General features: G+C 73.2%; 17 protein-coding genes. 9 read left to right on the top strand and 8 right to left on the bottom strand.

The genetic code is table 11. The features are described 5' to 3' along the window. Window positions 1–381 precede the first annotated feature (381 nt). From ACFQO7_RS26750 to ACFQO7_RS26740, 3 genes are read left to right on the top strand one after another with little or no spacing between them, the layout of a single operon-like run. The gene (locus ACFQO7_RS26750; RefSeq protein WP_376808956.1) at window positions 382–1,995 is read left to right on the top strand and encodes a BTAD domain-containing putative transcriptional regulator; all 1,614 of its coding nucleotides are present in this window, start codon (window positions 382–384) and stop codon (window positions 1,993–1,995) included. A 50-nt stretch (window positions 1,996–2,045) separates the two neighbouring features. Further along, window positions 2,046–2,627, top strand: a complete 582-nt coding sequence (locus ACFQO7_RS26745) for a GNAT family N-acetyltransferase (protein WP_376808955.1) — start codon at window positions 2,046–2,048, stop codon at window positions 2,625–2,627. Then, on the top strand, window positions 2,624–3,745 hold the full coding sequence (locus ACFQO7_RS26740) for a GNAT family N-acetyltransferase (protein ID WP_376808954.1): 1,122 nt from the start codon (window positions 2,624–2,626) through the stop codon (window positions 3,743–3,745). Before ACFQO7_RS26745 ends, ACFQO7_RS26740 begins: the two co-directional genes overlap by 4 nt. 61 nt (window positions 3,746–3,806) lie before the next feature. On the opposite strand, the gene hpf is transcribed toward ACFQO7_RS26740, so the two are convergent. From hpf to mtrA, 5 genes are all read right to left on the bottom strand, one after another. Beyond that, window positions 3,807–4,442 carry a ribosome hibernation-promoting factor, HPF/YfiA family gene (gene hpf, locus ACFQO7_RS26735; RefSeq protein WP_376808953.1) on the bottom strand — a complete coding sequence of 212 codons (636 nt, stop codon included), beginning with the start codon at window positions 4,440–4,442 and terminating at the stop codon, window positions 3,807–3,809. A gap of 254 nt (window positions 4,443–4,696) precedes the next feature. Then, the gene (locus ACFQO7_RS26730; RefSeq protein ID WP_376808952.1) at window positions 4,697–5,425 is read right to left on the bottom strand and encodes a ComF family protein; all 729 of its coding nucleotides are present in this window, start codon (window positions 5,423–5,425) and stop codon (window positions 4,697–4,699) included. A 3-nt stretch (window positions 5,426–5,428) separates the two neighbouring features. After that, the gene (locus tag ACFQO7_RS26725) at window positions 5,429–7,267 is read right to left on the bottom strand and encodes an LpqB family beta-propeller domain-containing protein (RefSeq protein WP_376808951.1); all 1,839 of its coding nucleotides are present in this window, start codon (window positions 7,265–7,267) and stop codon (window positions 5,429–5,431) included. Beyond that, window positions 7,264–8,910, bottom strand: coding sequence for an MtrAB system histidine kinase MtrB (gene mtrB / locus ACFQO7_RS26720; RefSeq protein WP_376808989.1), 1,647 nt, complete (start codon window positions 8,908–8,910; stop codon window positions 7,264–7,266). Before mtrB ends, ACFQO7_RS26725 begins: the two co-directional genes overlap by 4 nt. 129 nt (window positions 8,911–9,039) lie before the next feature. Then, window positions 9,040–9,729 (bottom strand): MtrAB system response regulator MtrA, encoded by a 690-nt coding sequence (mtrA, locus tag ACFQO7_RS26715; RefSeq protein ID WP_120316862.1) that lies wholly within the window; start codon window positions 9,727–9,729, stop codon window positions 9,040–9,042. Window positions 9,730–9,958: 229 nt separating this feature from the next. Between mtrA and ACFQO7_RS26710 the strand changes: the two genes are divergently transcribed. The 5 genes from ACFQO7_RS26710 to ACFQO7_RS26690 are packed head-to-tail and all read left to right on the top strand — an operon-like array spanning window position 9,959 to window position 14,893. Then, window positions 9,959–10,813 (top strand): hypothetical protein, encoded by an 855-nt coding sequence (locus ACFQO7_RS26710; RefSeq protein ID WP_376808950.1) that lies wholly within the window; start codon window positions 9,959–9,961, stop codon window positions 10,811–10,813. Further along, window positions 10,813–11,379, top strand: coding sequence for a DUF4129 domain-containing protein (locus ACFQO7_RS26705; RefSeq protein ID WP_376808949.1), 567 nt, complete (start codon window positions 10,813–10,815; stop codon window positions 11,377–11,379). The genes ACFQO7_RS26710 and ACFQO7_RS26705 overlap by 1 nt, the downstream gene beginning before the upstream one ends. Then, window positions 11,376–12,599, top strand: a complete 1,224-nt coding sequence (locus ACFQO7_RS26700; RefSeq protein ID WP_376808948.1) for a DUF4350 domain-containing protein — start codon at window positions 11,376–11,378, stop codon at window positions 12,597–12,599. Before ACFQO7_RS26705 ends, ACFQO7_RS26700 begins: the two co-directional genes overlap by 4 nt. Continuing rightward, a complete protein-coding gene (locus ACFQO7_RS26695) occupies window positions 12,596–13,573 on the top strand; it encodes an AAA family ATPase (protein WP_376808947.1) in 978 nt (325 codons plus the stop codon). The genes ACFQO7_RS26700 and ACFQO7_RS26695 overlap by 4 nt, the downstream gene beginning before the upstream one ends. Before the next feature lie 6 nt (window positions 13,574–13,579). Then, the gene (locus tag ACFQO7_RS26690; protein ID WP_376808946.1) at window positions 13,580–14,893 is read left to right on the top strand and encodes a DUF58 domain-containing protein; all 1,314 of its coding nucleotides are present in this window, start codon (window positions 13,580–13,582) and stop codon (window positions 14,891–14,893) included. Here the strand turns inward: ACFQO7_RS26690 and ACFQO7_RS26685 are convergent. Next, window positions 14,860–15,879, bottom strand: a complete 1,020-nt coding sequence (locus ACFQO7_RS26685) for a stage II sporulation protein M (RefSeq protein WP_376808945.1) — start codon at window positions 15,877–15,879, stop codon at window positions 14,860–14,862. The two genes, ACFQO7_RS26690 and ACFQO7_RS26685, sit on opposite strands and share 34 nt — an antisense overlap. A gap of 81 nt (window positions 15,880–15,960) precedes the next feature. Here ACFQO7_RS26685 and ACFQO7_RS26680 point away from each other — a divergent pair, with 81 nt between their 5' ends. After that, on the top strand, window positions 15,961–16,929 hold the full coding sequence (locus ACFQO7_RS26680; protein WP_376808944.1) for an RDD family protein: 969 nt from the start codon (window positions 15,961–15,963) through the stop codon (window positions 16,927–16,929). 183 nt (window positions 16,930–17,112) lie between these two features. On the opposite strand, the gene efeB is transcribed toward ACFQO7_RS26680, so the two are convergent. After that, window positions 17,113–18,372: an iron uptake transporter deferrochelatase/peroxidase subunit gene (gene efeB / locus ACFQO7_RS26675; RefSeq protein ID WP_376808943.1), complete on the bottom strand. Its 1,260-nt coding sequence runs from the start codon at window positions 18,370–18,372 to the stop codon at window positions 17,113–17,115. 69 nt (window positions 18,373–18,441) lie between these two features. Further along, window positions 18,442–19,569: an iron uptake system protein EfeO gene (gene efeO / locus ACFQO7_RS26670; RefSeq protein WP_376808942.1), complete on the bottom strand. Its 1,128-nt coding sequence runs from the start codon at window positions 19,567–19,569 to the stop codon at window positions 18,442–18,444. Between the last annotated feature and the right edge of the window lie 7 nt (window positions 19,570–19,576).

The raw sequence follows: 19,576 nt of genomic DNA, 5'->3' as shown, positions 1-19,576 counted from the left end.
TCATCGCTCCCTAGACAGTCTGCCGACCCATCGTAGGCGCATCGCACGGCGAATCGTCACCCCCGGGGAAGCGAACCGGCAGAATCGGGCACGAAGTTACAAACCTTCGAGCCGCCGTCGCGCCGTTCGGGGTCGTTCGCGGGCGCCCGGAACCGGCCGCCGGGGAGACGACCGCCACGACGTCGCACGCCGCGCCGGCCGCCCCCGTACCCCCTGACTCCGGGCCGGGCCGCTCCGCCAACGGTGACCATGGTGGCCACCCCTGCGGCCGCCGCGCTGCCGCTATGCTGCCGACTGCTGCGCTCCGGCTGCCGTGATCACGTCAGTCCAGGTCAACGCCGCTCGGGCAGGTGTCGCCCGCGCCAGCAGACAGGGGGGACCGTGACCGACCGACCGCTGCGCTTCGAACTGCTGGGCCCCCTGCGGGCGTGGCACGGCAGCACGGAACTCGACCTGGGACCCGGTAAGCAGCGGGCGGTGCTGGCGATGCTGGTGCTGCACGCCAACCGGCCGGTCGCCCCCGCCGCCATCATCGACGCGGTCTGGCAGTCCGAACCGCCCGAGAACGGGCCGAACGTGGTGCAGAAGTACGTCGCGGGCCTGCGCCGCGCGCTGGACCCCGAGCACTCGCCCCGCAACCCGGGCGGCCTGATCACGCTGACCCCGGCCGGTTACGTGCTGTCGGCGGCCGAGGGCAGCCTCGACACGGACGTCTTCGCCCGGCAGCTGTCCCGCGCGCACGGGCTGCGCGCCGAGCGGCGGCTGCTCGAAGCCGTCGCGGTGCTGCGCGACGCCGTGGCGCTGTGGCGGGCCGAGCCGCTGGGCGGCCTGCCCGGACCGGCCTTCGACGCGGCCCGCGAGCGGCTGCTGGAGAGCCGCGCCGCCGCCCTGGAGACCATGGTCGAGCTGGAGCTCGAACTGGGCCGACACGTGGACGCGGCGACCCGGCTGGTGGAGCTGGTGGCCGAATTCCCGCTCCGGGAAGGGCTGCGCCACCTGCTGATCCTGGCGCTCTACCGGTGCGGCCGGCAGGCGGAGGCGCTGGCCGCGTACCGCGACGCCCGCGCGCTGCTGGCCGAGGAGTTCGGGGTGGAACCCGGCGAGCGGCTGCAGCAGCTGCACCGGTCCATCCTGCAGGGCGACCCGGCACTGCTGCACCCCGCCACCGCGCCCGCGGGGCACCCGCATGCCCCGGCGCCGGTGCCCGGCCCACGTCCCGGACCGCCCGCCGGTTTCCTGCCGCCGCCCTATCCGCAGCCGGTCCCGCCCGGCCACATCGGCCCGCCGGCCGGCGGCTGGACGCCGTACGGGATGCCGCTGTGGGCGCCGTACCCGGTCCCGGTGCGCGCCCCGGAGTCGGACTCGGCCGGGACCAAACGCATCGTGCTCGCCGCGGTGGGTGCGGCGGTGCCGCTGCTCACCTGCGGCTTCGCCGCCTTCGCGGTGATGGGATTCTTCGCCGCGTACCGGCGCAGCTGGCGGATCGGCCTGTCCGCCGTCGCCTACCTGGTCCTGGCCGTGGTCGCGTGGATGTCCGGGGACCCCAGCTCCGAGCAGATCACCACCGGCGACGACATCTCGCTCATGGCGGTGCTGGTGATGTGGGTCGGCGGCGTCGCGCAGGGCCTCTTCCTCGGCCTGGACAAGCCGCGCCACCAGCCCGCCGCCGCCCTGGTGCAGGCCATCGAGCTGCGGGTACGCCGGGAGCAGGCGCGTCGCCTGCTGACCCAGTATCCCGACATCGCCCGGCGGCTGCACATCGGCCGGCCTGACCTGGCCCCCACCTTCGACGACGGCGGCCTCGTCGACGTGAACGGCGTGCCCGCCGAGGTGCTGGCCCGGGTACCCGGGATCAGCCTGGAGCAGGCCCAGCGCATCGTCGACCACCGCACCACCACCGGCCCGCTGCTGGCCGTCGACCAGCTCGTGGATCACCGGCTGCTGCCCCGGCAGCTCGTCGACGAGCACCGGGACGTGCTGGTCGCGCTGACCTGAGCGGGGAATCTCCGATGCCGGATCCCAGGACCGTATGCCAGGGTGGGGCCATGACCGACCCGTACGACAACCCCCAACCGGTCCTGCGCACCGTCACCGACAAGGGTGCCCCGCTGACGCTGCGACCCGCCGAACTCGGCGACACGGCCGGTGTCCTGGCCGCCTGCCTCGACGAGGAGACGCTGCGCTGGACCACCGTTCCGCTCGGCTACGACCACGAGAAGGCGGTCGGTTTCGTGACCGGCTACGCCCCCGGCTGGTGGGAACGCCGGCAGGGCGCCGCGTTCGTGCTCGCGGACGCCGACGACGCCTACGTGGGCCAGATCGACCTGCGCGTCTCCGGCGACCCGCAGGTCGCCGACGTCGGCTTCCTCACCGCGCCGCACGCCCGCGGCCACGGCTACATGAGCGCCGCGCTGCGCGTCGTGGCCGAGTGGGGCATCCGCGAGCTCGGCCTGGCCCGGGTGGAGTGGAAGGCGTACGTCGGCAACGACGGCTCGCGCCGGGTGGCCGAGAAAGCCGGCTTCCGCTACGAGGGTGTCCAGCGCAGCGGCTGCGCCCACCGCGGCGAGCGCCGCGACGCGTGGACCGCGGCCATGGTCGCCGAGGACCTCGACGAGGAGAGCGCATGAGCGAGGCCCGGGAGCCGTTCACGCTGGACGGCGGCACGGTGCGCCTGCGGCCGTGGCGGCTGCGCGATGCCGAGCAGCTGCGCGAGGCCTGCGACGACCCGGTGACGGCGCACTTCATGGCGCAGATGCCCGCCCCGTACACGGCGGAGGACGCGCGCTGGTGGATCACCGAGGGGTCGCCCGCGACCTGGCAGCAGGGCGAGGCGACCTGGGCGGTGGTGGACCCGGTCACCGACGAGGTGCTCGGCGGGGCCGGGCTGAGCCATCTGCAGGCCGACCGCCGCCAGGCCGAGGTCGGCTACTGGGTCGCGCCGTGGGCGCGCCGCCGGGGTGTGGCCACCGCGGTGACCCGGGCCATCACCGACTGGGCGTTCGGCACGCTGGGCGTGCACCGCATGGAGCTGCTCACGGTGCCGGCGAACGCGGCCAGCCAGCGGGTCGCGCTGGCGGCGGGCTTCACCCGCGAGGGCGTACGCCGCGGCACGGCCCCCCGCCGCGACGGCTCCCCCGGCGACTACGTGGTCTTCGTCAGGTTGGCGACCGACCCGCCCGGCCCGGTGCCGCCCGGCCTGCCCGAGTTCCCGGACGGCGAGCTGAGTGACGGGCGGGTGCGGCTGCGCCGGATCGCCCCGGCCGACGCCGAGGACTACTTCGCGCTGGCCGAGCTGCCCGAGGTGGCCCGCAGCAACGTCGGCGGCCCGACCACCCTGGACGGGGTGCGCGAGCGCTGCGCCACCGCCGAGTCGGACTGGCTGGCCGGCACCCGCGCCACCTGCGTGATCCTGGACGCGGAGAGCGGCGCGTTCGCCGGTGAGATCGGCCTGTACTACCACGAGCGCTTCCTGCAGCAGGCGATCCTCGGTTACGCGCTGCGCCCGGAGCACCGCGGCCGGGGGTTCGCCACCGCGGCGGCCCGGCTGCTCAGCGACTGGGCGATGGAGCAGGCGGACGTGGTGCGCGTGGTCGCCGGGACGTTCCCCTACAACGAGGCCTCGCGGCGGGTGCTGGAGCGGGCCGGTTTCGAGCTGGAGGGCACGCTCAAAGCCCGGCTGCCGGGGCGCGACGGCACCCGCATCGACGACATCCAGTACGTGCGGATCGCCGAGAAGCACCGCTGACACGAAGATCGGCCTGTCCCATCCGGCGGACGGGACAGGCCGAGACCTGCCTATCGGCTGTTCACCAGGCCAGCGTCAGCAGCCCGTAGTCGTACGCCTTGCGGCGGTAGACGACGCACGGCCGCCCGCTGTCCTTGTCGTGGAACAGGTAGAAGTCGTGCCCGACCAGCTCCATCTGGTACAGGGCGTCGTCGACTGTCATCGGCTCACCGGAGAACTCCTTCTCCCGCACGATGTGCCACGGCTGGTCCTGGTCCTCCAGGGCGTCCATCGGTCCGCCCGCGCCGTTGGCGGAGCGCGCGAGCGTGGCGGTGGCGGTGCCGCCCATGGGGGGTTCGAACATGGCCAGGTTCGCGGTGGCCTCGGCGACGGAGACCGGGGCGCGACGGCCGCGGTGCACCCGGCGGCGGTCGGCGGCCTTGCGCAGGCGGCGGTCGAGCCGCTCAACGGCCTCGTCGAGTGCGGAGTAGAAGTCGCTGGCGGCACCGGTGGCGCGGATCACGGGGCCGCGGGTGACACAGGTGATCTCGATGTGCTGGCAGGAATCAGCTTGGCGCGGGTTGCGCTCGTGGATTAGCTCGACGTCGAATTCAATGATCTTCTGGTCGTAACGCTCAACTTTTTGCAGCTTGTCGGCCACATGAACCCGGAAATGATCCGGAACTTCGACATTACGACCCTTGACCTCGATGTCCACGCCTGACCTCCCACGGTCTGTCCGAGTGCGGAACACCCCGGCAACTGGTGTCCGGGGCGCACTTCTGTAAGCCCCTTCCGACGCTCTCGTTCACCGCTGAGCGGTGACCTCCATCAGGTGGTTGGCTTCTGACGCTAGCCTCTTGTCAGCCACTCGTCATCCCTTGTACCAAGACTGTTTTGACGAGATTCGCCCTTTCGGTACCGCGCGTCACGGAGCCGTCACCCAGCATCGATCCAGCCATTATCCGAAGATTACGGCCATATTGCGCGGTGCGGCAGGTACCGGCGTGTCGCGGCCAGCGTGACGCACGTGTCGACACGTACGCCCGCCCCTGCGAGCAGCGAAGATGCTGCGGCAAGGGTCGCCCCGGTGGTCACGATGTCGTCCAGCAGCACCGTCACGGACCCGGGCGCGGCCCGCCTCGCCGTCTCCAGCGCCCCGCGCCGCAACGTGAACGCCCCCGCAGCGCCTGCCGCCCGCTCGGCCGACGACAGGTGCGCCGAATCGGCCTTCGGCAGGGCGCGCAGCGGCGCGGCGAGTTCCACCCGCCGACCGGCCTCCCGCAACCGCTCGGCCGCGCACCGGGCCAGCGCCCGCATGTGGTCACCGTGCCGCGCGCGGGCCGCCTCGGCCGTGTCGGGGACGTACAGCAGCAGCAACGGGCGTTCCGGGGCGGCGGACGCGGCGACCGCCTCGGCCAGCAGCGCGCCCAAGGGCCGGGCCAGCCGATGCCGGCCGCGCTCCTTGAACGCGAGGATCAGCTCCCGCAGCCGCCCGTCGTACTCGCCCAGCGCCACGCAGGCGGGCAGCCCCGCCGGAGCCGGGTCGGGGCGGGTCGGTGCCGCACGCAGCGACTCGACCGCGCGGGCGCAGCCGGCGCAGACCTCATGGCGCAAGGTCTGCCCGGACCCGCCGCAACCGGCGCAGGACGCGGGCAGCACGAGATCGGCCAGTGCCTGCCAGAGCGCCCCGACCGGCACGGCTCAGCCCTCGTAGCAAGGCGCCCAGACGTCGGCCTCCCGCGGTGCACCGGCCGACGGCGAGGCCGACGACGAAGGTGACGGCGAGGCGGTCGACGAGGGCTGGACCTGGCTCGCCAGGGACGACAAGGTCGCCCGGCCGCCACCGTTGAATGCCTGGTACGCATGGCGACCCACATCCAACATGATCCTGCTGCTGAAGTCGGCACGCCCGCCGTCGGGCACGTAGGCGGTCAGGTTCGACACCTCACCGCCCTGCTCGCTCACGAACACCTGCTCGACGGCACCGTCCACCGACACCTCGGTCAGCCGCACCTTCTCCCCGCCGGCACCGGCCACCAGCTCGGTGTCGCTGATGAACGCCACTCCCTGCAGCTCACCGTCGAGACTGGTCGGCACCGGGCGCAGCGAAACGACCGTGAACGAACCGGTCAGGATGCCCTTCCGCTGCAACCCGGCGACATAAAGCCGCCCCTTCAGCACCAGCCCGAGCCGCCGCCCGTCGGGCGCCACGGTCAGCGCCGTGATGTCGCCGGGGACGCGCTGGCTGTTGACCGGGGTCGCGACCGGGCCCTCGGTGGTCACCGTGTACAGCTTGCCGTCGACCACGACCAGCGCGACGCTGGAGGACCGGTCCAGCCAGATGGGCGCGGACATCGACTTCGGCCTCGGCACGTCCGGGATGCCCACCGGATGCATCAGTCCGTCCTTGCCCCGGATGAACAGCCTCAGCCGACCGCTCACCTCCCGTACCAGGGCAAACGCCTTCTCACCACGTGCCACGGAAGCGGCGAGCACATTGTTGTTCCCGGTCGGGTCCAGCAGCTCGCCACCGGCCGTACCGAGCCTGACGAGCTTCCCGTCGCGCACGGCGTACTGCTGGGGATCGGCGGAGTTCACCGCGGAGGAGACCAGGAACGCCTTGGCGTCGTCGAAGCCGATGGTGATGGTGCTGCGGTTGACCTGAAGGTTCAGCATTTCGTCGCGCTGCTCGGCCAGCGTCCAGTAGAGCTGCTGGCCGAGCGCGCGAAGATTCACGTCGGGGTCGGTCATGGCCAGGTTCGCCTTGACGAGGCGGCCGTCCTTGACGATGTTGTCCACCCGGCTCGCGTCGCCGGGCAGATCGGCCACGGCCTGCTTCAGCCAGTCCGACGGTCCCTGCAGCAGCCAGTCGACCAGGCGGTTGTTCACCTGCTCGGGCGCGACCGCCCGAGGCAGGTAGCGCAGATCGGGCACGAGCGACGTGCCGTCGCTGTTCCAGAAGTAGATCGGCAGCCGCCGGTAGTACGTCTCGAGCCGGTCGACGTTGAGCAGCAACTCGTCCGGCGGGTTCTTGATGAACAGCTCCTGGTCGGGGCCGCGGTCGAACTGGAAGCTGAACTTGCGCGTGCTACCGGGGTGCTCGATCACCCGGCCCTCGGCGGTGAGCGACCCGACATAGCGCAACGTCACGTCGACTGTGCTGACACCCTTGTCATCACGGCGGCTGGGGGTGCCCTCCATGCGGACCAGCGCGAGATCCGGACCCGGGTTCCACTCGGGCCGTTTGTCCTCGGCCACGAACTGCTCGACCTGCGTCATCAGCGTGGCGCGGCTACCGTCGACGGCGTGGTCCCCAGCGGCGGCCTCCAGAAACTGCAGCACCAGTTCGACCGGGTTGTCCTCGTGCGGGCTCCAGCGCGGTGGGTCGGCCCGGGCGGAGTCGACCTGCCCCGGCGCGGCCGACGGTCCGAGCCCGTCCCGCACCACGCCGTCGGGCAGACCGATGCTGCACCCGGCGAGTGCCACCGTGACCAGGGCGGCCGTCGCGCCGGCCACCAGCCTGCCGATTCGTTCGCTCATGCCGTCACCTCGGCGGATTCGATGCGCTGGCGCACCACGGCGTGGTCTGCCGGGATGAGCGGCAGCGGCGAGTTGGACAGCCGGCCTCCGGCCCGGACGGGCAGGGTCAGCCGGAACTGCGCGCCGTGTCCCGGCGCGCCCCACGCCTCCAGCCAGCCGCCGTGCAGGCGGGCGTCCTCCAGGCTGATCGACAGGCCGAGGCCTGTACCGCCCGTCTGCCGGGCCCGCGACGGATCGGCCCGCCAGAACCGGTTGAACACCAGCTTCTCCTCGCCCGGCTTCAGCCCCACGCCGTGATCCCGCACGGTGATCGCCACGGCACGCGCGTCGAGGCCCAGGGTGACCGTCACCGGCCGCCCCTCGCCGTGGTCGACCGCGTTGCCGACCAGGTTGCGCAGGATGCGCTCCACCCGGCGCGGATCGATCTCGGCGATGATCGGCGGATCCGGCGCGACCAGTTCCAGGCTCACCCCGACCCGCTCGGCCACCGGTTCGAGCCGCTCGGTCACCCGGCGCACCACGGTGACCAGGTCAGTCGGCTCCGAGTCCAGCATCGCGAAACCGGCATCGAACCGGCTGATCTCCAGCAGGTCGGTGAGCAGCTCCTCGAACCGGTCCAGCTCCGCCTGCAGCAGTTCGGCGCTGCGCGCCGAAGCCGGATCGAAGTCCTCGCGCTGCGAGTAGAGCAGATCGGCCGCCATGCGCACCGTGGTCAGCGGGGTACGCAGCTCATGTGACACGTCAGAGGTGAACCGCCGCTGCAGCCGGGACATCTCCTCCAGGCGCACGATCTGGCGCTGCAGGTTGGCAGCCATCTGGTTGAAGGCGTCGGCGAGCAGCGCCATCTCGTCTTCGCCGTTGACCACCATGCGCTGGTCCAGCAGGCCCGCGGACAGGCGCTGCGCGGTGCGGGCGGCGACCCGCACCGGGCTGACCGTGGCCCGGGTGACCAGTGCGGTGACCGTGCCGAGCAGCAGCACCAGCGCCACGCCGACGAACATGATCGTCGACTGGATCGACCCCGCGACCTTCGCCTCGGTGTCCACCGGGAAGAGGTAGTACAGCTCGACCGAGCCTGCGTCCCACTTCGGCGTAGTCACCGGCGAGCCCAGGCCGAGGAAGGTGTGCGTGCCGTCGCCGAGATCCGCAGTGAAGTACTGATGAGCCCGGTAGCCGTCGAGCACCTCACGCTCCAGCTCGACGGGCACGGCGTCCGCCAGTTTCAGCCCCTGCGGCCAGGACAGCCCGGCCGTAGGCAGGGACGGCACCTGCTCGTCGGTGAACCGCATGATCACCACGACACCATCCTGGCCGCCGGCGAGCGTACGCAGCAGGTTGGTGATCTCCGCCGGCGTGCCGGGGCTCTCCGAGTTCGGGATGGCGACCATCTGCTCGATCGCCTTGTCGCGGCCGCTGACGAACTGGTGTTCCGCGTCCGCCTGGGCACCTTTGATCAGGTCGTCGGTGCTGCTCTTGGCGATCAGGTAGCCGAAGCCGCCGACCAGCACGCTGGAACAGAGCAGGGTGATGGTGACCATGCGCAGCTGCAGCGAGCGCCGCCAGATCCGCCGGGCCTGGCGCACTCCCGGGGCCAGCCGCCGCGCCGCGGGGCGCAGGGCGGGAACCCGGGCTGTCCGCTTCACCAGCCGTTTGAGCGCGGCGTTCGCTGCAGCGGCGCGCCCGGACACGGCCGCAGGCTGCCCGACCCCCGCCTCGCGGGGTTCGGGCAGCTCAACAGGGGTGGGGGTGGGGGTGGTCACGGTCGGACAAGGTTAGCTGGTGCCGGCTTTGTAGCCCACGCCGCGCACGGTCAAGATGATCTCCGGGCGCTCCGGATCGGGTTCGATCTTGGCCCGGAGCCGCTGCACGTGCACGTTCACCAGGCGGGTGTCCGCCGAGTGGCGGTAGCCCCACACCTGCTCCAGCAGCACCTCGCGGGTGAACACCTGGCGCGGCTTGCGGGCCAGCGCCACCAGCAGGTCGAACTCCAGCGGGGTCAGCTTCACCTCGGCCCCGTTGCGGGTCACCGTGTGCGCCGGCACGTCGATGATGATCTGGTTGTCCGGCGGGCCGATGGTCAGCAGCTCGGGGGTGACGTCCTCGCCCCGGCGCAGCCGGGCCCGCACCCGGGCCACCAGCTCCTTGGGCTTGAACGGCTTGACCACGTAGTCGTCGGCCCCGGACTCCAGGCCCAGCACCACGTCGACGGTGTCGCTCTTGGCCGTCAGCATCACGATCGGCACGCCGGACTCGGCCCGGATGGCACGGCAGACGTCCAGCCCGCTCATGCCGGGCAGCATCAGGTCCAGCAGCACCACGTCGGGACGCGCCTCGCGGAACGCGGCCAGGGCCCGCTCGCCGTCGGCGACGAACGCGGGCACGAACCCCTCGCTGCGCAGCACGATGCCGAGCATCTCGGCGAGCGCGGGATCGTCGTCCACCACCAGGACACGGGCCCTCATGCGGTAAACCTCGGCGTCATCGGCTCGCTCATGCCGTCCAATATCCCATCCCATCCGCCGAGACACGAACCCGCTTCACGGATCTCGTCCGATCGGCCAGGGTAGGGGCCACGTATGTGGCCACGCCGTGCCAGGATGGCGGCGGCCTCCGCCACCCCCGGAACATGGTCCGTCTCCCGTATCGTGCGGAGACTCCCCCACGGTCCGCCGACACCCCTCGGAGCGACGATTGGAACGCGCCGCGCCCTCGGCCGCGCGCCGGCTGCCGCGTGACGAAGCGCTGCCGCTGCGCCCGCTCACCCTGGGCGAGCTGCTGGACACCGCTTCCGAGCTGGTACGCCGCCGCGCCGCCGCGCTGCTGGTGACCGCCGCAGTGCTCGCTCTGCTGGAGCAGGCGGTGCTGGTGCCCGGACGGCTGAGCCTGGACATCCGCCTCAGCGAGGGCGTGCCCGACCTCAGCGGTGGCTACTGGGTGCTGCTGGCCGCCGGGGCGGGCCTGGAGGCTCTGATCATCGCCTGGCTCGGTGCGCCTGCGGGCCGGGCCGCGGTCGCCGCCGTCACCGGCAAGCCGGTGCCCCGGAGCCGCTGGCAGGACCGCCGGCGGCAGGGTGCCTCGATCGCGCTGGTGGGCCTGGTCGCGGCGGTGCCGGCGGCGCTCGGGGCGTTCCTCGGCCCGGTGTGGCTGCTTGGATACCCGCTGTTCGGGCTGGCCGCGGTCGCGGTGACGATCGAGCGGCGCGGGCCGTTCGGCGCGCTCAAGCGCGGGGCCGGGCTGGCCTTCCGCGGGGGCATGCGCGGGGCCGCCGTCCGGATCATCGGCTACGCCTCCTGGCTGCTCATCCGCTTCGCCTTCTTCCTGGGCCTGCTGGCCGGGCTGGGATACCTGCCGCTGTCCGCCGAGGCGGCGGAGTGGCTGCTGGTGCCGCTGCTCATCGCGGCCAACACGCTGGCGTACGCCAGCCTGGCGGCCCTGGACGCCGCGCTGCTGATCGAGTCGCGGGTCCGGCAGGAGGGCCTCGACCTGTGGCTGACCGGAGCCGCCCGGCACCGCGAGCCCGGCCCCGAGATGCTGGCGGCCCGCTGATGCGCGGATGGAACGAACTTGTCGCGGCCTTCGACGACGTCGTCCCGTTCGGGCTGGCCGCGCCGCTGCTCCTGCTGCTCGCGGCCATCGTCGCGGTGCTGTGGTTCACCTACCCGGGCTGGCTGCCCAGACGCTGGCGGATGCGCCGGGCGAAACACGCCGACGAGTCGGTGTCGTACACCGAGCCGGCCGACGACCGGCCCGATCCGGACGAGGACGAGACCGGGGTGGAGGAGCTGCCCGCGCTGGCGCCGGAGGTCTACCTCTCCCAGGCCGACCGCTACGCGGCCGAGGGCCGCTGGGCCGAGGCGGTGCGCGAGCGCCTGCGGGCCATGGTGCGCGAACTCGTCGACCGGGGCGTCGTCGAGCACGTGCCCGGCTGGACGGTGACCGAGCTGGCGCGCGCCGCCGGCGGGGCCCGGCCGGAGCTGGGACCCGCCCTGCAGAGCGCGACGGGTGTCTTCTCCGGCATCTGGTACGCCCAGCGCCCGGCGACCGCCGCGGACGACGAGCAGATGCGGGGCCACCTGGCCACCGTGCACGAACTGGTGCGAGGTGGACGATGACGGCCCGGACCCGACGCCGCCGCTGGCGGCTGGTGCTGCCGTTCCTGCCGGTCGTGGCGCTGCTCGGCTTCTCGGTGATCGCGCACGGGGTCGAGGAGCCGTCGCCGTCCGACCCGGCGTACCTGTCGCCGGTCGGCGACGGCCCGGACAGCGCGGCCGAGCTGGCCGAGCAGCTGCGCGCCCGGGGCGTGACGATCCGCCGGGTCACCGGCAGCGACGAGGCCTTCGACGCGGTGGAGGCCGCCGGCGGGGACGCGACGCTGTTCGTGCCCACCCCCGGCTACCCGTACCGGGGCCAGCTGAGCAGGCTGTCCTGGCTGCCTGACCGGACCCGCGTGGTGCTGGTGGAACCGGACAGCAGCGAGACCGGGCAGTCCGTCGACACGCTCGGGACGGCCCGGCGGCGCTGGGCGACCGGCGTGACCGGCCGCGGCGCGGACTGCAGGCTGACCGACGCCGGTCCGGCCACCGTGGTGCGGACCCGCTACGCGCGGTGGGAGGACTCGGTCGCCACGGTCGAGAGCTGCTACGACGGCGGCGTGGTCCGGGTCTTCGAGTACGGCGTGGAGTTCGTGCTCGTCGGCAGCGCCGACCCGTTCCGGGCGGTCCGGGCTGCCGAGCACGACAACACCGGGCTCGCGCTCGACCTGCTCAGCGCGAAGAGCACCCTGGTCTGGCTCGACCTGCACGAGCGGGAGGCGGTCCCGCCGACGCCGCCGAGGCCGCGAACCGAGGTGAGCCCCCGGCCGCAGGCCGAGCAGCCGGAGCGGCAGGAGGGCCCGAGCCCGTTCCCCGACTGGCTGTTCTGGGTGGTGGTGACACTGCTGGCGGCGACGCTGACGATCGTCCTGGCGCGCGGCCGGCGGCTGGGCCCGCCTGTGCCGGAGGCGCTGCCGGTCGAGGTGCCGGCCGCCGAGACCGCGGCCGGACGGGGACGGCTCTACCGGCGGGTCCGCGCACGCGGCCCAGCGCTGGAGACGCTGCGTGCCGCCGCCCGGCGCAGGCTGGCCGTGGCGCTGGGCCTGCCCGCCACGGCGGAGTCCGAGACGCTGCTGCCCGCGCTGCAGGCGCGCACCGGCGAGCAGGCGCACCGGCTCGGCGAGATCCTCTACGGGCCGCCGCCGGAGACCGACGAAGAGCTGCACACCCGCGCCGTGGAGCTGCGGGACCTGGTCGAACACGTGACCGCACGACCTGTCGAAGAAGGAGAGCACCGGTGACCGAGCCGTTGACTACCGAGCACGCCGAACCCGCCCGCGAGGCGCTCGGCCGGCTGCGCACGGAGGTGGCCAAGGCGGTGGTCGGCCAGGACGGCGTCGTCGCCGGGCTGGTCATCGCCCTGCTGTGCCGCGGGCACGTGCTGCTGGAGGGCCCGCCCGGGGTCGCCAAGACCCTGCTGGTACGCAGCCTCGGCGCGGCCCTGGACCTGGAGATGAAGCGCATCCAGTTCACGCCCGACCTGATGCCCGGTGACGTGACCGGCTCGGTGATCTACGACCCGCGCAGCGCGGAGTTCCAGTTCCGGCCCGGCCCGGTCTTCACCAATCTGCTGCTGGCCGACGAGATCAACCGGACGCCGCCGAAGACCCAGTCGTCGCTGCTGGAGGTCATGGAGGAGCGCCAGGTCTCCGCGGACGGCGTGACCCGGGCGCTGCCCGAGCCGTTCCTGGTCGCCGCGACGCAGAACCCGATCGAGCACGAGGGCACCTATCCGCTGCCCGAGGCGCAGGTGGACCGGTTCCTGCTGAAGCTGACCGTGCCGCTGCCCGCCCGCGAGGAGGAGCTGGGAGTGCTGCGCGCGCACCACGCCGGCTTCGACCCGCGCGACCTCGGCGCGGTCGGCATCAAGGCGGTCGCCGGACCGGTCGAGCTGGCCGCGGCGCGGGAGGCGGTCGGCCGGGTCACCGTGACCGAGCCGGTGCTGGGATACATCGTGGACGTCTGCCGGGCCACCCGGGCCACCCCGTCGGTGGAGCTGGGTGCCTCGCCCCGTGGCGCGACGTCGCTGCTGGCCACCGCGAAGGCGTGGGCCTGGCTGGGCGGCCGCGACCACGTGACGCCGGACGACGTGAAGGTGATGGCCCGGCCCACGCTGCGGCACCGGCTACGGCTGACGCCCGAGGCGGAGCTGGAGGGGGTCACCGCCGAGTCGGTCCTCGACGCCGTGCTCGCCTCCGTGCCCACCCCGCGGTAGGGCGGCGTGCCCACCGCTCGTGCCGCCCTGCTGGCCGCGCTGTGCGCGCCGGTCGTCGGCGTGCTGTCGGCGCTGTACGGCGTCGCGCCGTGGGCGCTGTCCGGCGTGCTGCTGGCGCTCGTCGCGGCGGCCGTGCTCGCCGACTGGGCGATGGCCGCCGACCCGCGCCGGATCACCGTGCGGCGGGAGACCCCGGGAGCCGTGGTGCGGCTCGGCGAGGACGTCGCCGCCGCGCTGACCGTGGCGAACCGCAGCGGCGTCGACGCCCGGCTGCTGGTGCGCGACGCCTGGGTGCCCTCGGCCGGGGCCGCGCCGTACGCCCACCCGCTGGTCCTGGCCGCGGGCGAGGCGGCGACGCTGACCACCACGCTGACCCCCACCCGCCGCGGCGACCGCGCCGCCGAGCAGGTCGTCGTGCGTTGCCACGGCCCGCTCGGGCTGGCCGTGCGCCAGGCCGCCCACCGGCCGCCGTGGACGCTGCGGGTGCTCCCCCGGTTCACGTCCCGCAAGCACCTGCCGGAGAAACTGGCCCGGCTGCGCACCGTCGAGGGCGCGACCGCGATCCGGGGCCGCGGCCAGGGCACCGAGTTCGACGTGCTCCGCGAGTACGTGCCCGGCGACGACGTGCGCTCGATCGACTGGCGGGCCACCGCCCGGCGGCGCGACGTCATGGTGCGCACCTGGCGGCCCGAGCGCTCCCGGCGCATCGTGTGCGTGCTGGACACCGGCCGCACCAGCGCGGTCCGGGTCGGCGACGAGCCCCGCCTCGACGCCGCCATGGACGCCGCGCTGCTGCTGGCCGCGGTGGCGCAGGAGGCCGGCGACCAGGTCGACCTCATCGCGGCCGACCACCGGGTGCGCGCGGTGGTGGCCGGCTCGCACGGCCGCGCCACCCTGCCCCGCCTGATCAACGCGGTGGCCCCGCTGCACCCGGCGATGGTGGAGACCGACTTCGAGCTGATCACCAGCGAGGTGCTGCGCCGGGAGCGCAAACGCTCGCTGGTGGTGGTGTTCACCGCGCTGGAGCCCGGGGCGCTCGGCGAAGGCCTGCTGCCGGTGCTCCCGCGGCTGGCCGCGCGGCACAAGGTGCTCATCGCCGCCGTGCACGACCCGGCTTTGAACGCGCTCGCCGCCACCCCGCTGCACGGCGCGAACGAGGTCTACGCCGCCGCGGCGGGCACCCGGGCGCTGGCCGAGCGGGAGAAGCTCGGCACCGCGCTGGCCAAGTACGGCGTGGAGGTGCTGGACTTCCCGGCGGACACATTCGCGAGCCAGGTCACCGACGTCTACCTCGCCTTGAAGAGCACCGGCCGGCTCTGAGCGGCGGCGGCCCGGTCCGGGCCGTCGACGGCGAGCACGAGGTCGGCGCGCTCGGCGCGGCGGCCCAGCACGAAGACGTACGCCAGGAACAGGCTCCACACCAGCACGCCGATCGCGTCCCGCACGATCAGCGGCAGGAACGACGGCGTCACGAACGCCTCCAGCAGGCCCGCCACGGCGAGCACGCCGACCAGGCCGACCGCGCCGGTGATGCCCTGCCGCGCGGCCGCGGCCAGCGACTGTCCCCGGGTCAGCAGCGGTCCGGGCACCACCCACGCCCAGCCGACCCGCAGGCCGACCCCGGCCGACACGAAGATCGCGGTCAGCTCCAGCAGGCCGTGCGGGGCGATCAGGCCGAAGAAGAGGTCGCCGCGGCCGTTGCCGATCATCAGTCCGGCGACCATGCCGATGCTCAGGGCGTTCTGCCACAGGATGAACGCCACCGGCAGCAGCAGCACCCCGGCGGCCAGGCACTGCGCGGCGATCCAGGCGTTGTTGGTCCACACCAGCAGGCCGAAGTTCGGCGCGAAGTTCTCGCTGTAGTAGCTCTCGAAGTCGTGGTTCACCAGGCTGTCGATGTCCGCCTCGGACATGCCGAAGGCCCTGGGCAGGGTCGGGTCCCCGATCACCCAGGCCGCCACCGCCGCCGCCACCAGCAGGAAGCACACGGCGGAGGCGATCCACCAGCGGCGGGCCTGGTAGAAGGCGAGCGGCAGGTCGTGGGCCAGGAACCGGGGCACCCGCCGCCAGTCCACCGGCTGCGCCCCGGTGATCGCCGCGCGGGCCGACAGCACCAGCCGGGACAGCTCGGCCACCAGCGCCGGGTCCGGCGTGCGGCTGCGCACCACGGACAGGTGGGTGGCGACCCGCTGGTACAGCAGCACCATCTCGTCGGCCTCGGCCGCGGTCGGTTTGCGCCGACGGCTCAGCACCTCCAGGCGCCGCCACTCGCCGCGGTGCTCGGCCACGTACGCGTCCAGGTCCACCCGTTCGTCCTCTCCCCGGTCGTCCGCCGTGCAGCCTAGCGGGGGCAGTCGCGGCGCGCGGGCCTGTGATTCACTGTGCCGATGCGGCAGGGGCAGGACACGGTGCAGAGCACGGCGGGGCTGGTCAGCGGCGAGGCCGTGCACCTGGAGGTCCGGCTGGCCCGCGCGGGTTCGCGGGTGCCCGCCCTGATGATCGACATCATGGCCCAGGCCGTCCTGTTCTTCGGGCTGGCACTGGGACTGCTGGCGTTCTTCGGCCTCACCGGGCTCATGGATGCGGCGAGCCAGAACGCCTCGTACATCATCGCCGTGGTGCTGACGGCCGTGGGCTATCCGACGCTGATGCTCGTGCTGACCCGGGGCCGGTCGCTGGGCAAGCTCGCGATGGGCCTGCGGGTGGTACGCGACGACGGCGGACCGATCACGCTGCGCCAGTCGTTCACCCGCGCGCTGGTCGGGGCCACGCTGGAGTGGCCGGGCATGCTGCTGATCGTCAACTGGGCAGTGAGCCTGGTGGTGCTGACCGGCTCGCCGCGCGGCAAGCGCCTGGCCGACGTGGTCGCGGGCACCATCGTCATCCACGACCGCACCCCGGAGGGCTGGGGCTGGATCCCGACGACCCCGCCGCCGCTGGCCCGCTGGGCGTCGACCCTCGACCTGACCGGGCTCGACGACGAACTGGCGCTCGCGGCCCGGCACTTCCTGGCCCGCAGCCGCGGGCTGAGCGAGCCGTACCGCACGCGGCTCGGGCACGCCCTGGCCACCGAGATCGCCGCCTGCGTCACGCCCGGTCCCCCGGCGGACACCCCCGGCTGGGCCTATCTCGCGGCCGTGATCGGCGAGCGGCACAGCCGCGCCGCCCGCCGCCTGGCCCGCGACCGCGCCAGCCACGCCATGCTGTGGCCGGAACTCTTCGCACCCGCGCCCACCCCGGTGCCCGCCGCCGTCCCCGGCGGAACCCCGCCCGGTGGCTCCACACCGCTCATCCCCGGCCAGCCGACCGGCTCTGCGGCCGACTCGCGATCACTGCGCCCGGCGGCGCCGGCCTGACCGGGTCGGACCAACGGTCGCTTGCCGGCCGGTCGCCCAGCCTGACGGGGCGGGTCTGTCCGGACCACCCGGCGGCACGTCCGCCGGCGGGCGAGTGTGGCCGGGTCAGCGGTTACATCTATTTTGATGTGGCCACATCAAAATAGATGTAACCGCTCGCCGAGATACCTTGCTGCGCCCGGGTCAGGCGAACAGCGCCCGGCCCCAGTGGTCACCGTCGCCGGTGACGCCGGGCGGGCAGGCCCACAGGCCGCTGGAGACGTGCCGGATGTACTCGTTGAGGATGTCGGCCCGGGCCAGGCTGCGCTGTACCGGCACGAACTGCTTGCGCGGGTCGCGCTGGTACGCGATGAAGAACAGCCCCGCGTCCAGGCGGCCCAGCCCGTCGGAGCCGTCGACGAAGTTGTACCCGCGCCGCAGCAGGTGCGCCCCGTTGTTGAAGTCAGGGTGGGCCAGCCGGATGTGGGCTTCCTTCGCGATGACCGGCTCGCCGTCGGCGCCCTTGGCCGCGAAGTCCGGCTCGTCGAACTCCTTGGCCTGCCCGAGCGGCGCGCCCTCGCCCTTGTCCCGGCCGAAGATCGCCTCCTGCTCGGCCAGCGGGGTGCGGTCCCAGGTCTCGACGGTCATCCGGATGCGCCGGGTGACCAGGTAGCTGCCGCCGGCCATCCAGTCCGCGCCGTCGGAGGCCCGCGCCCACAGCTGCTCGCGCAGCAGGTCGGTGTCCTCCAGCTTCATGTTGCGGGTGCCGTCCTTGAAGCCCATCAGGTTGCGGGCGGTGGCCTGCTCACGCGACGTGCTGGAGGTGCGCCCGAACCCGAGCTGCGAGTAGCGAATGCTGACCACGCCGAAGCCGATCCGGGCCAGGTTGCGGATCGCGTGCACCGCCACCTGCGGGTCGTTGGCGCAGGCCTGTACGCACAGGTCGCCGTCGCTGATCTCGGGGCGCAGCGCGTCGCCCGGAAAGTGCGGCAGCGGCTCCAGCGCGGCGGGCATCCGGTCGGCGATGCCGAACCGGTCCACGCCTGCCGCGTCGCGGAACAGGCTGCGGCCGAAGCCGATGGTGAGGGTCAAGCCGCTGGCCGGCAGCCCGAGCGCTTCGCCGGTGTCGTCCGGCGGGGCCTCGGCCTGGCCGCCGACCGCGCCGAGCAGGCCCGCGTCCCGGCCCTGGGTCATCCGCGCCGCCGCCGCGGTCCACTCGCGCAGCATCTCGACCAGCTTCGCGCGATCCTTCGTGATCACGTCGAAGGCGGCGAAGTGCAGCCGGTCCTGCGCGGGCGTGACGATACCCGCCTGGTGCTCGCCGTAGAACGGCACCGCGTCGCCGGGCGACGCCGCCGCGGGCGACCGGTCCTCGTCCATCATTGCGGCACCCACGGCCGCCGCGCCGGCCACACCCGCGATGCCGACTCCGGCCGCGGTCAGGGCCACCCGTCGCGAAACCATCTGCTCCACCTCTTCCGGGATCCGACGCCGGTCCGGGAGCCGTAGGAGCTCCCGGACCGGCGGACGGGACTACTTGGCGACGACTGCGGCGACCTTGCTGATCGGCTCGGCGAGCGCGTTGATCACGTCGCTGAGCTCCTTCAGCTCGGCCTGGGTGAGCTGGTTGTGCAGCTTCCAGCCGTCACCGGCGCGGTGCTTGCCCAGCGCGGTGTCCACGTTGGCGAACGCGGTGTCGAGCGCGGTGACCAGCTCCGGGGCGCGCTCCTCCAGGGTCGGGCGCAGCGCCTGCACGGCGGCCTTGGAACCCTCGACGTTGGCGGCGAAGTCCCACAGGTCGGTGTGCGAGTAGCGGTCCTCCTCGCCGGTGATCTTGCCGGAGGCGACCTCGTCCAGCAGCTCCTTCGCGCCGTTGGCCAGCTGCAGCGGGGACAGCTTCTCCGCGTTGGCCTTGGCCACGATCTCCTTCACGTCGACCAGCAGCTGGTCGGCGATCGGGCCGGACTTGGAGATGTCCTTCTTCTCCCACAGGTCCTGCTCCAGGCGGTGGAAACCGGTGAAGGCCATGCCCTCCTCGATCACCTCGGCCCGACCGTCGATCTTCGGGTCCAGGTCGCCGAAGATCTCGGCCACCGGCTCGATGCGCTCCCAGTACGTGCGCGCGATCGGGAAAAGCGCCTTGGCCTTCTCGGCGTCCCCAGCCTTGATCGCGGCGACGAACTCCTCGGTCTTGGGCAGCAGCGCCGCGGTCTGGCTCTGGATGTAGCGCTGGTAGTTCGCGGTCGCCTCGGCGAGCTTGGCGTCGGCGGTCAACGGCGCGGCCGAACCGGTGACCTTGAACGCGCCCCGGATGCCCTTGCCGATCATGCCCGGCTTGCAGGCGGTCTCGTACGTGCCGGCGGTCAGCTCGACCTTCAGCTCGCGGGTCAAGCCGGGCGCGATGTTCTCGACCTCGCCCATCACCCGGTCGCCGGCGGCGTACACGTAGAACTCGGTGACCTTGGCACCGCCGTTGGTGATGGTGAAGGTGACCGTGCCGGCGGCGGTCTCGGCCCGGCCGACCTCGCAGGTCGAGTCGGTCGCCTTGACCGCGATCGGGCCGGTGGTGTCACCGGGGGCGGCCGGCTCGGGGTCGGTGGTGCAGGCGGACAGGCCCAGGCCGAGCACGGCGGTCGCCGTGAGCACGGAGAGCTTGCGCATGGGTGGC

Source organism: Catellatospora aurea, assembly GCF_042663325.1.
In the GTDB taxonomy this organism is placed as follows: domain Bacteria; phylum Actinomycetota; class Actinomycetes; order Mycobacteriales; family Micromonosporaceae; genus Catellatospora; species Catellatospora aurea.
The sequence above is the reverse complement of the archived record's forward strand: the minus strand, read 5'-3'. Positions and strand labels throughout refer to the sequence as shown.

What these genes read in the sequence shown, in the direction of transcription:
- ACFQO7_RS26740 (WP_376808954.1), top strand. Translation starts at nt 2,624, where the DNA reads ATGAGCGAGGCCCGGGAGCCGTTCACGCTGGACGGCGGCACGGTGCGC.
- ACFQO7_RS26705 (WP_376808949.1), top strand. Translation starts at nt 10,813, where the DNA reads ATGCGCGGATGGAACGAACTTGTCGCGGCCTTCGACGACGTCGTCCCG.
- ACFQO7_RS26680 (WP_376808944.1), top strand. Translation starts at nt 15,961, where the DNA reads ATGCGGCAGGGGCAGGACACGGTGCAGAGCACGGCGGGGCTGGTCAGC.
- efeB (WP_376808943.1), bottom strand. Translation starts at nt 18,372, where the DNA reads ATGGTTTCGCGACGGGTGGCCCTGACCGCGGCCGGAGTCGGCATCGCG.
- efeO (WP_376808942.1), bottom strand. Translation starts at nt 19,569, where the DNA reads ATGCGCAAGCTCTCCGTGCTCACGGCGACCGCCGTGCTCGGCCTGGGC.
- ACFQO7_RS26745 (WP_376808955.1), top strand. Translation starts at nt 2,046, where the DNA reads ATGACCGACCCGTACGACAACCCCCAACCGGTCCTGCGCACCGTCACC.
- ACFQO7_RS26700 (WP_376808948.1), top strand. Translation starts at nt 11,376, where the DNA reads ATGACGGCCCGGACCCGACGCCGCCGCTGGCGGCTGGTGCTGCCGTTC.
- mtrA (WP_120316862.1), bottom strand. Translation starts at nt 9,729, where the DNA reads ATGAGGGCCCGTGTCCTGGTGGTGGACGACGATCCCGCGCTCGCCGAG.
- ACFQO7_RS26725 (WP_376808951.1), bottom strand. Translation starts at nt 7,267, where the DNA reads ATGAGCGAACGAATCGGCAGGCTGGTGGCCGGCGCGACGGCCGCCCTG.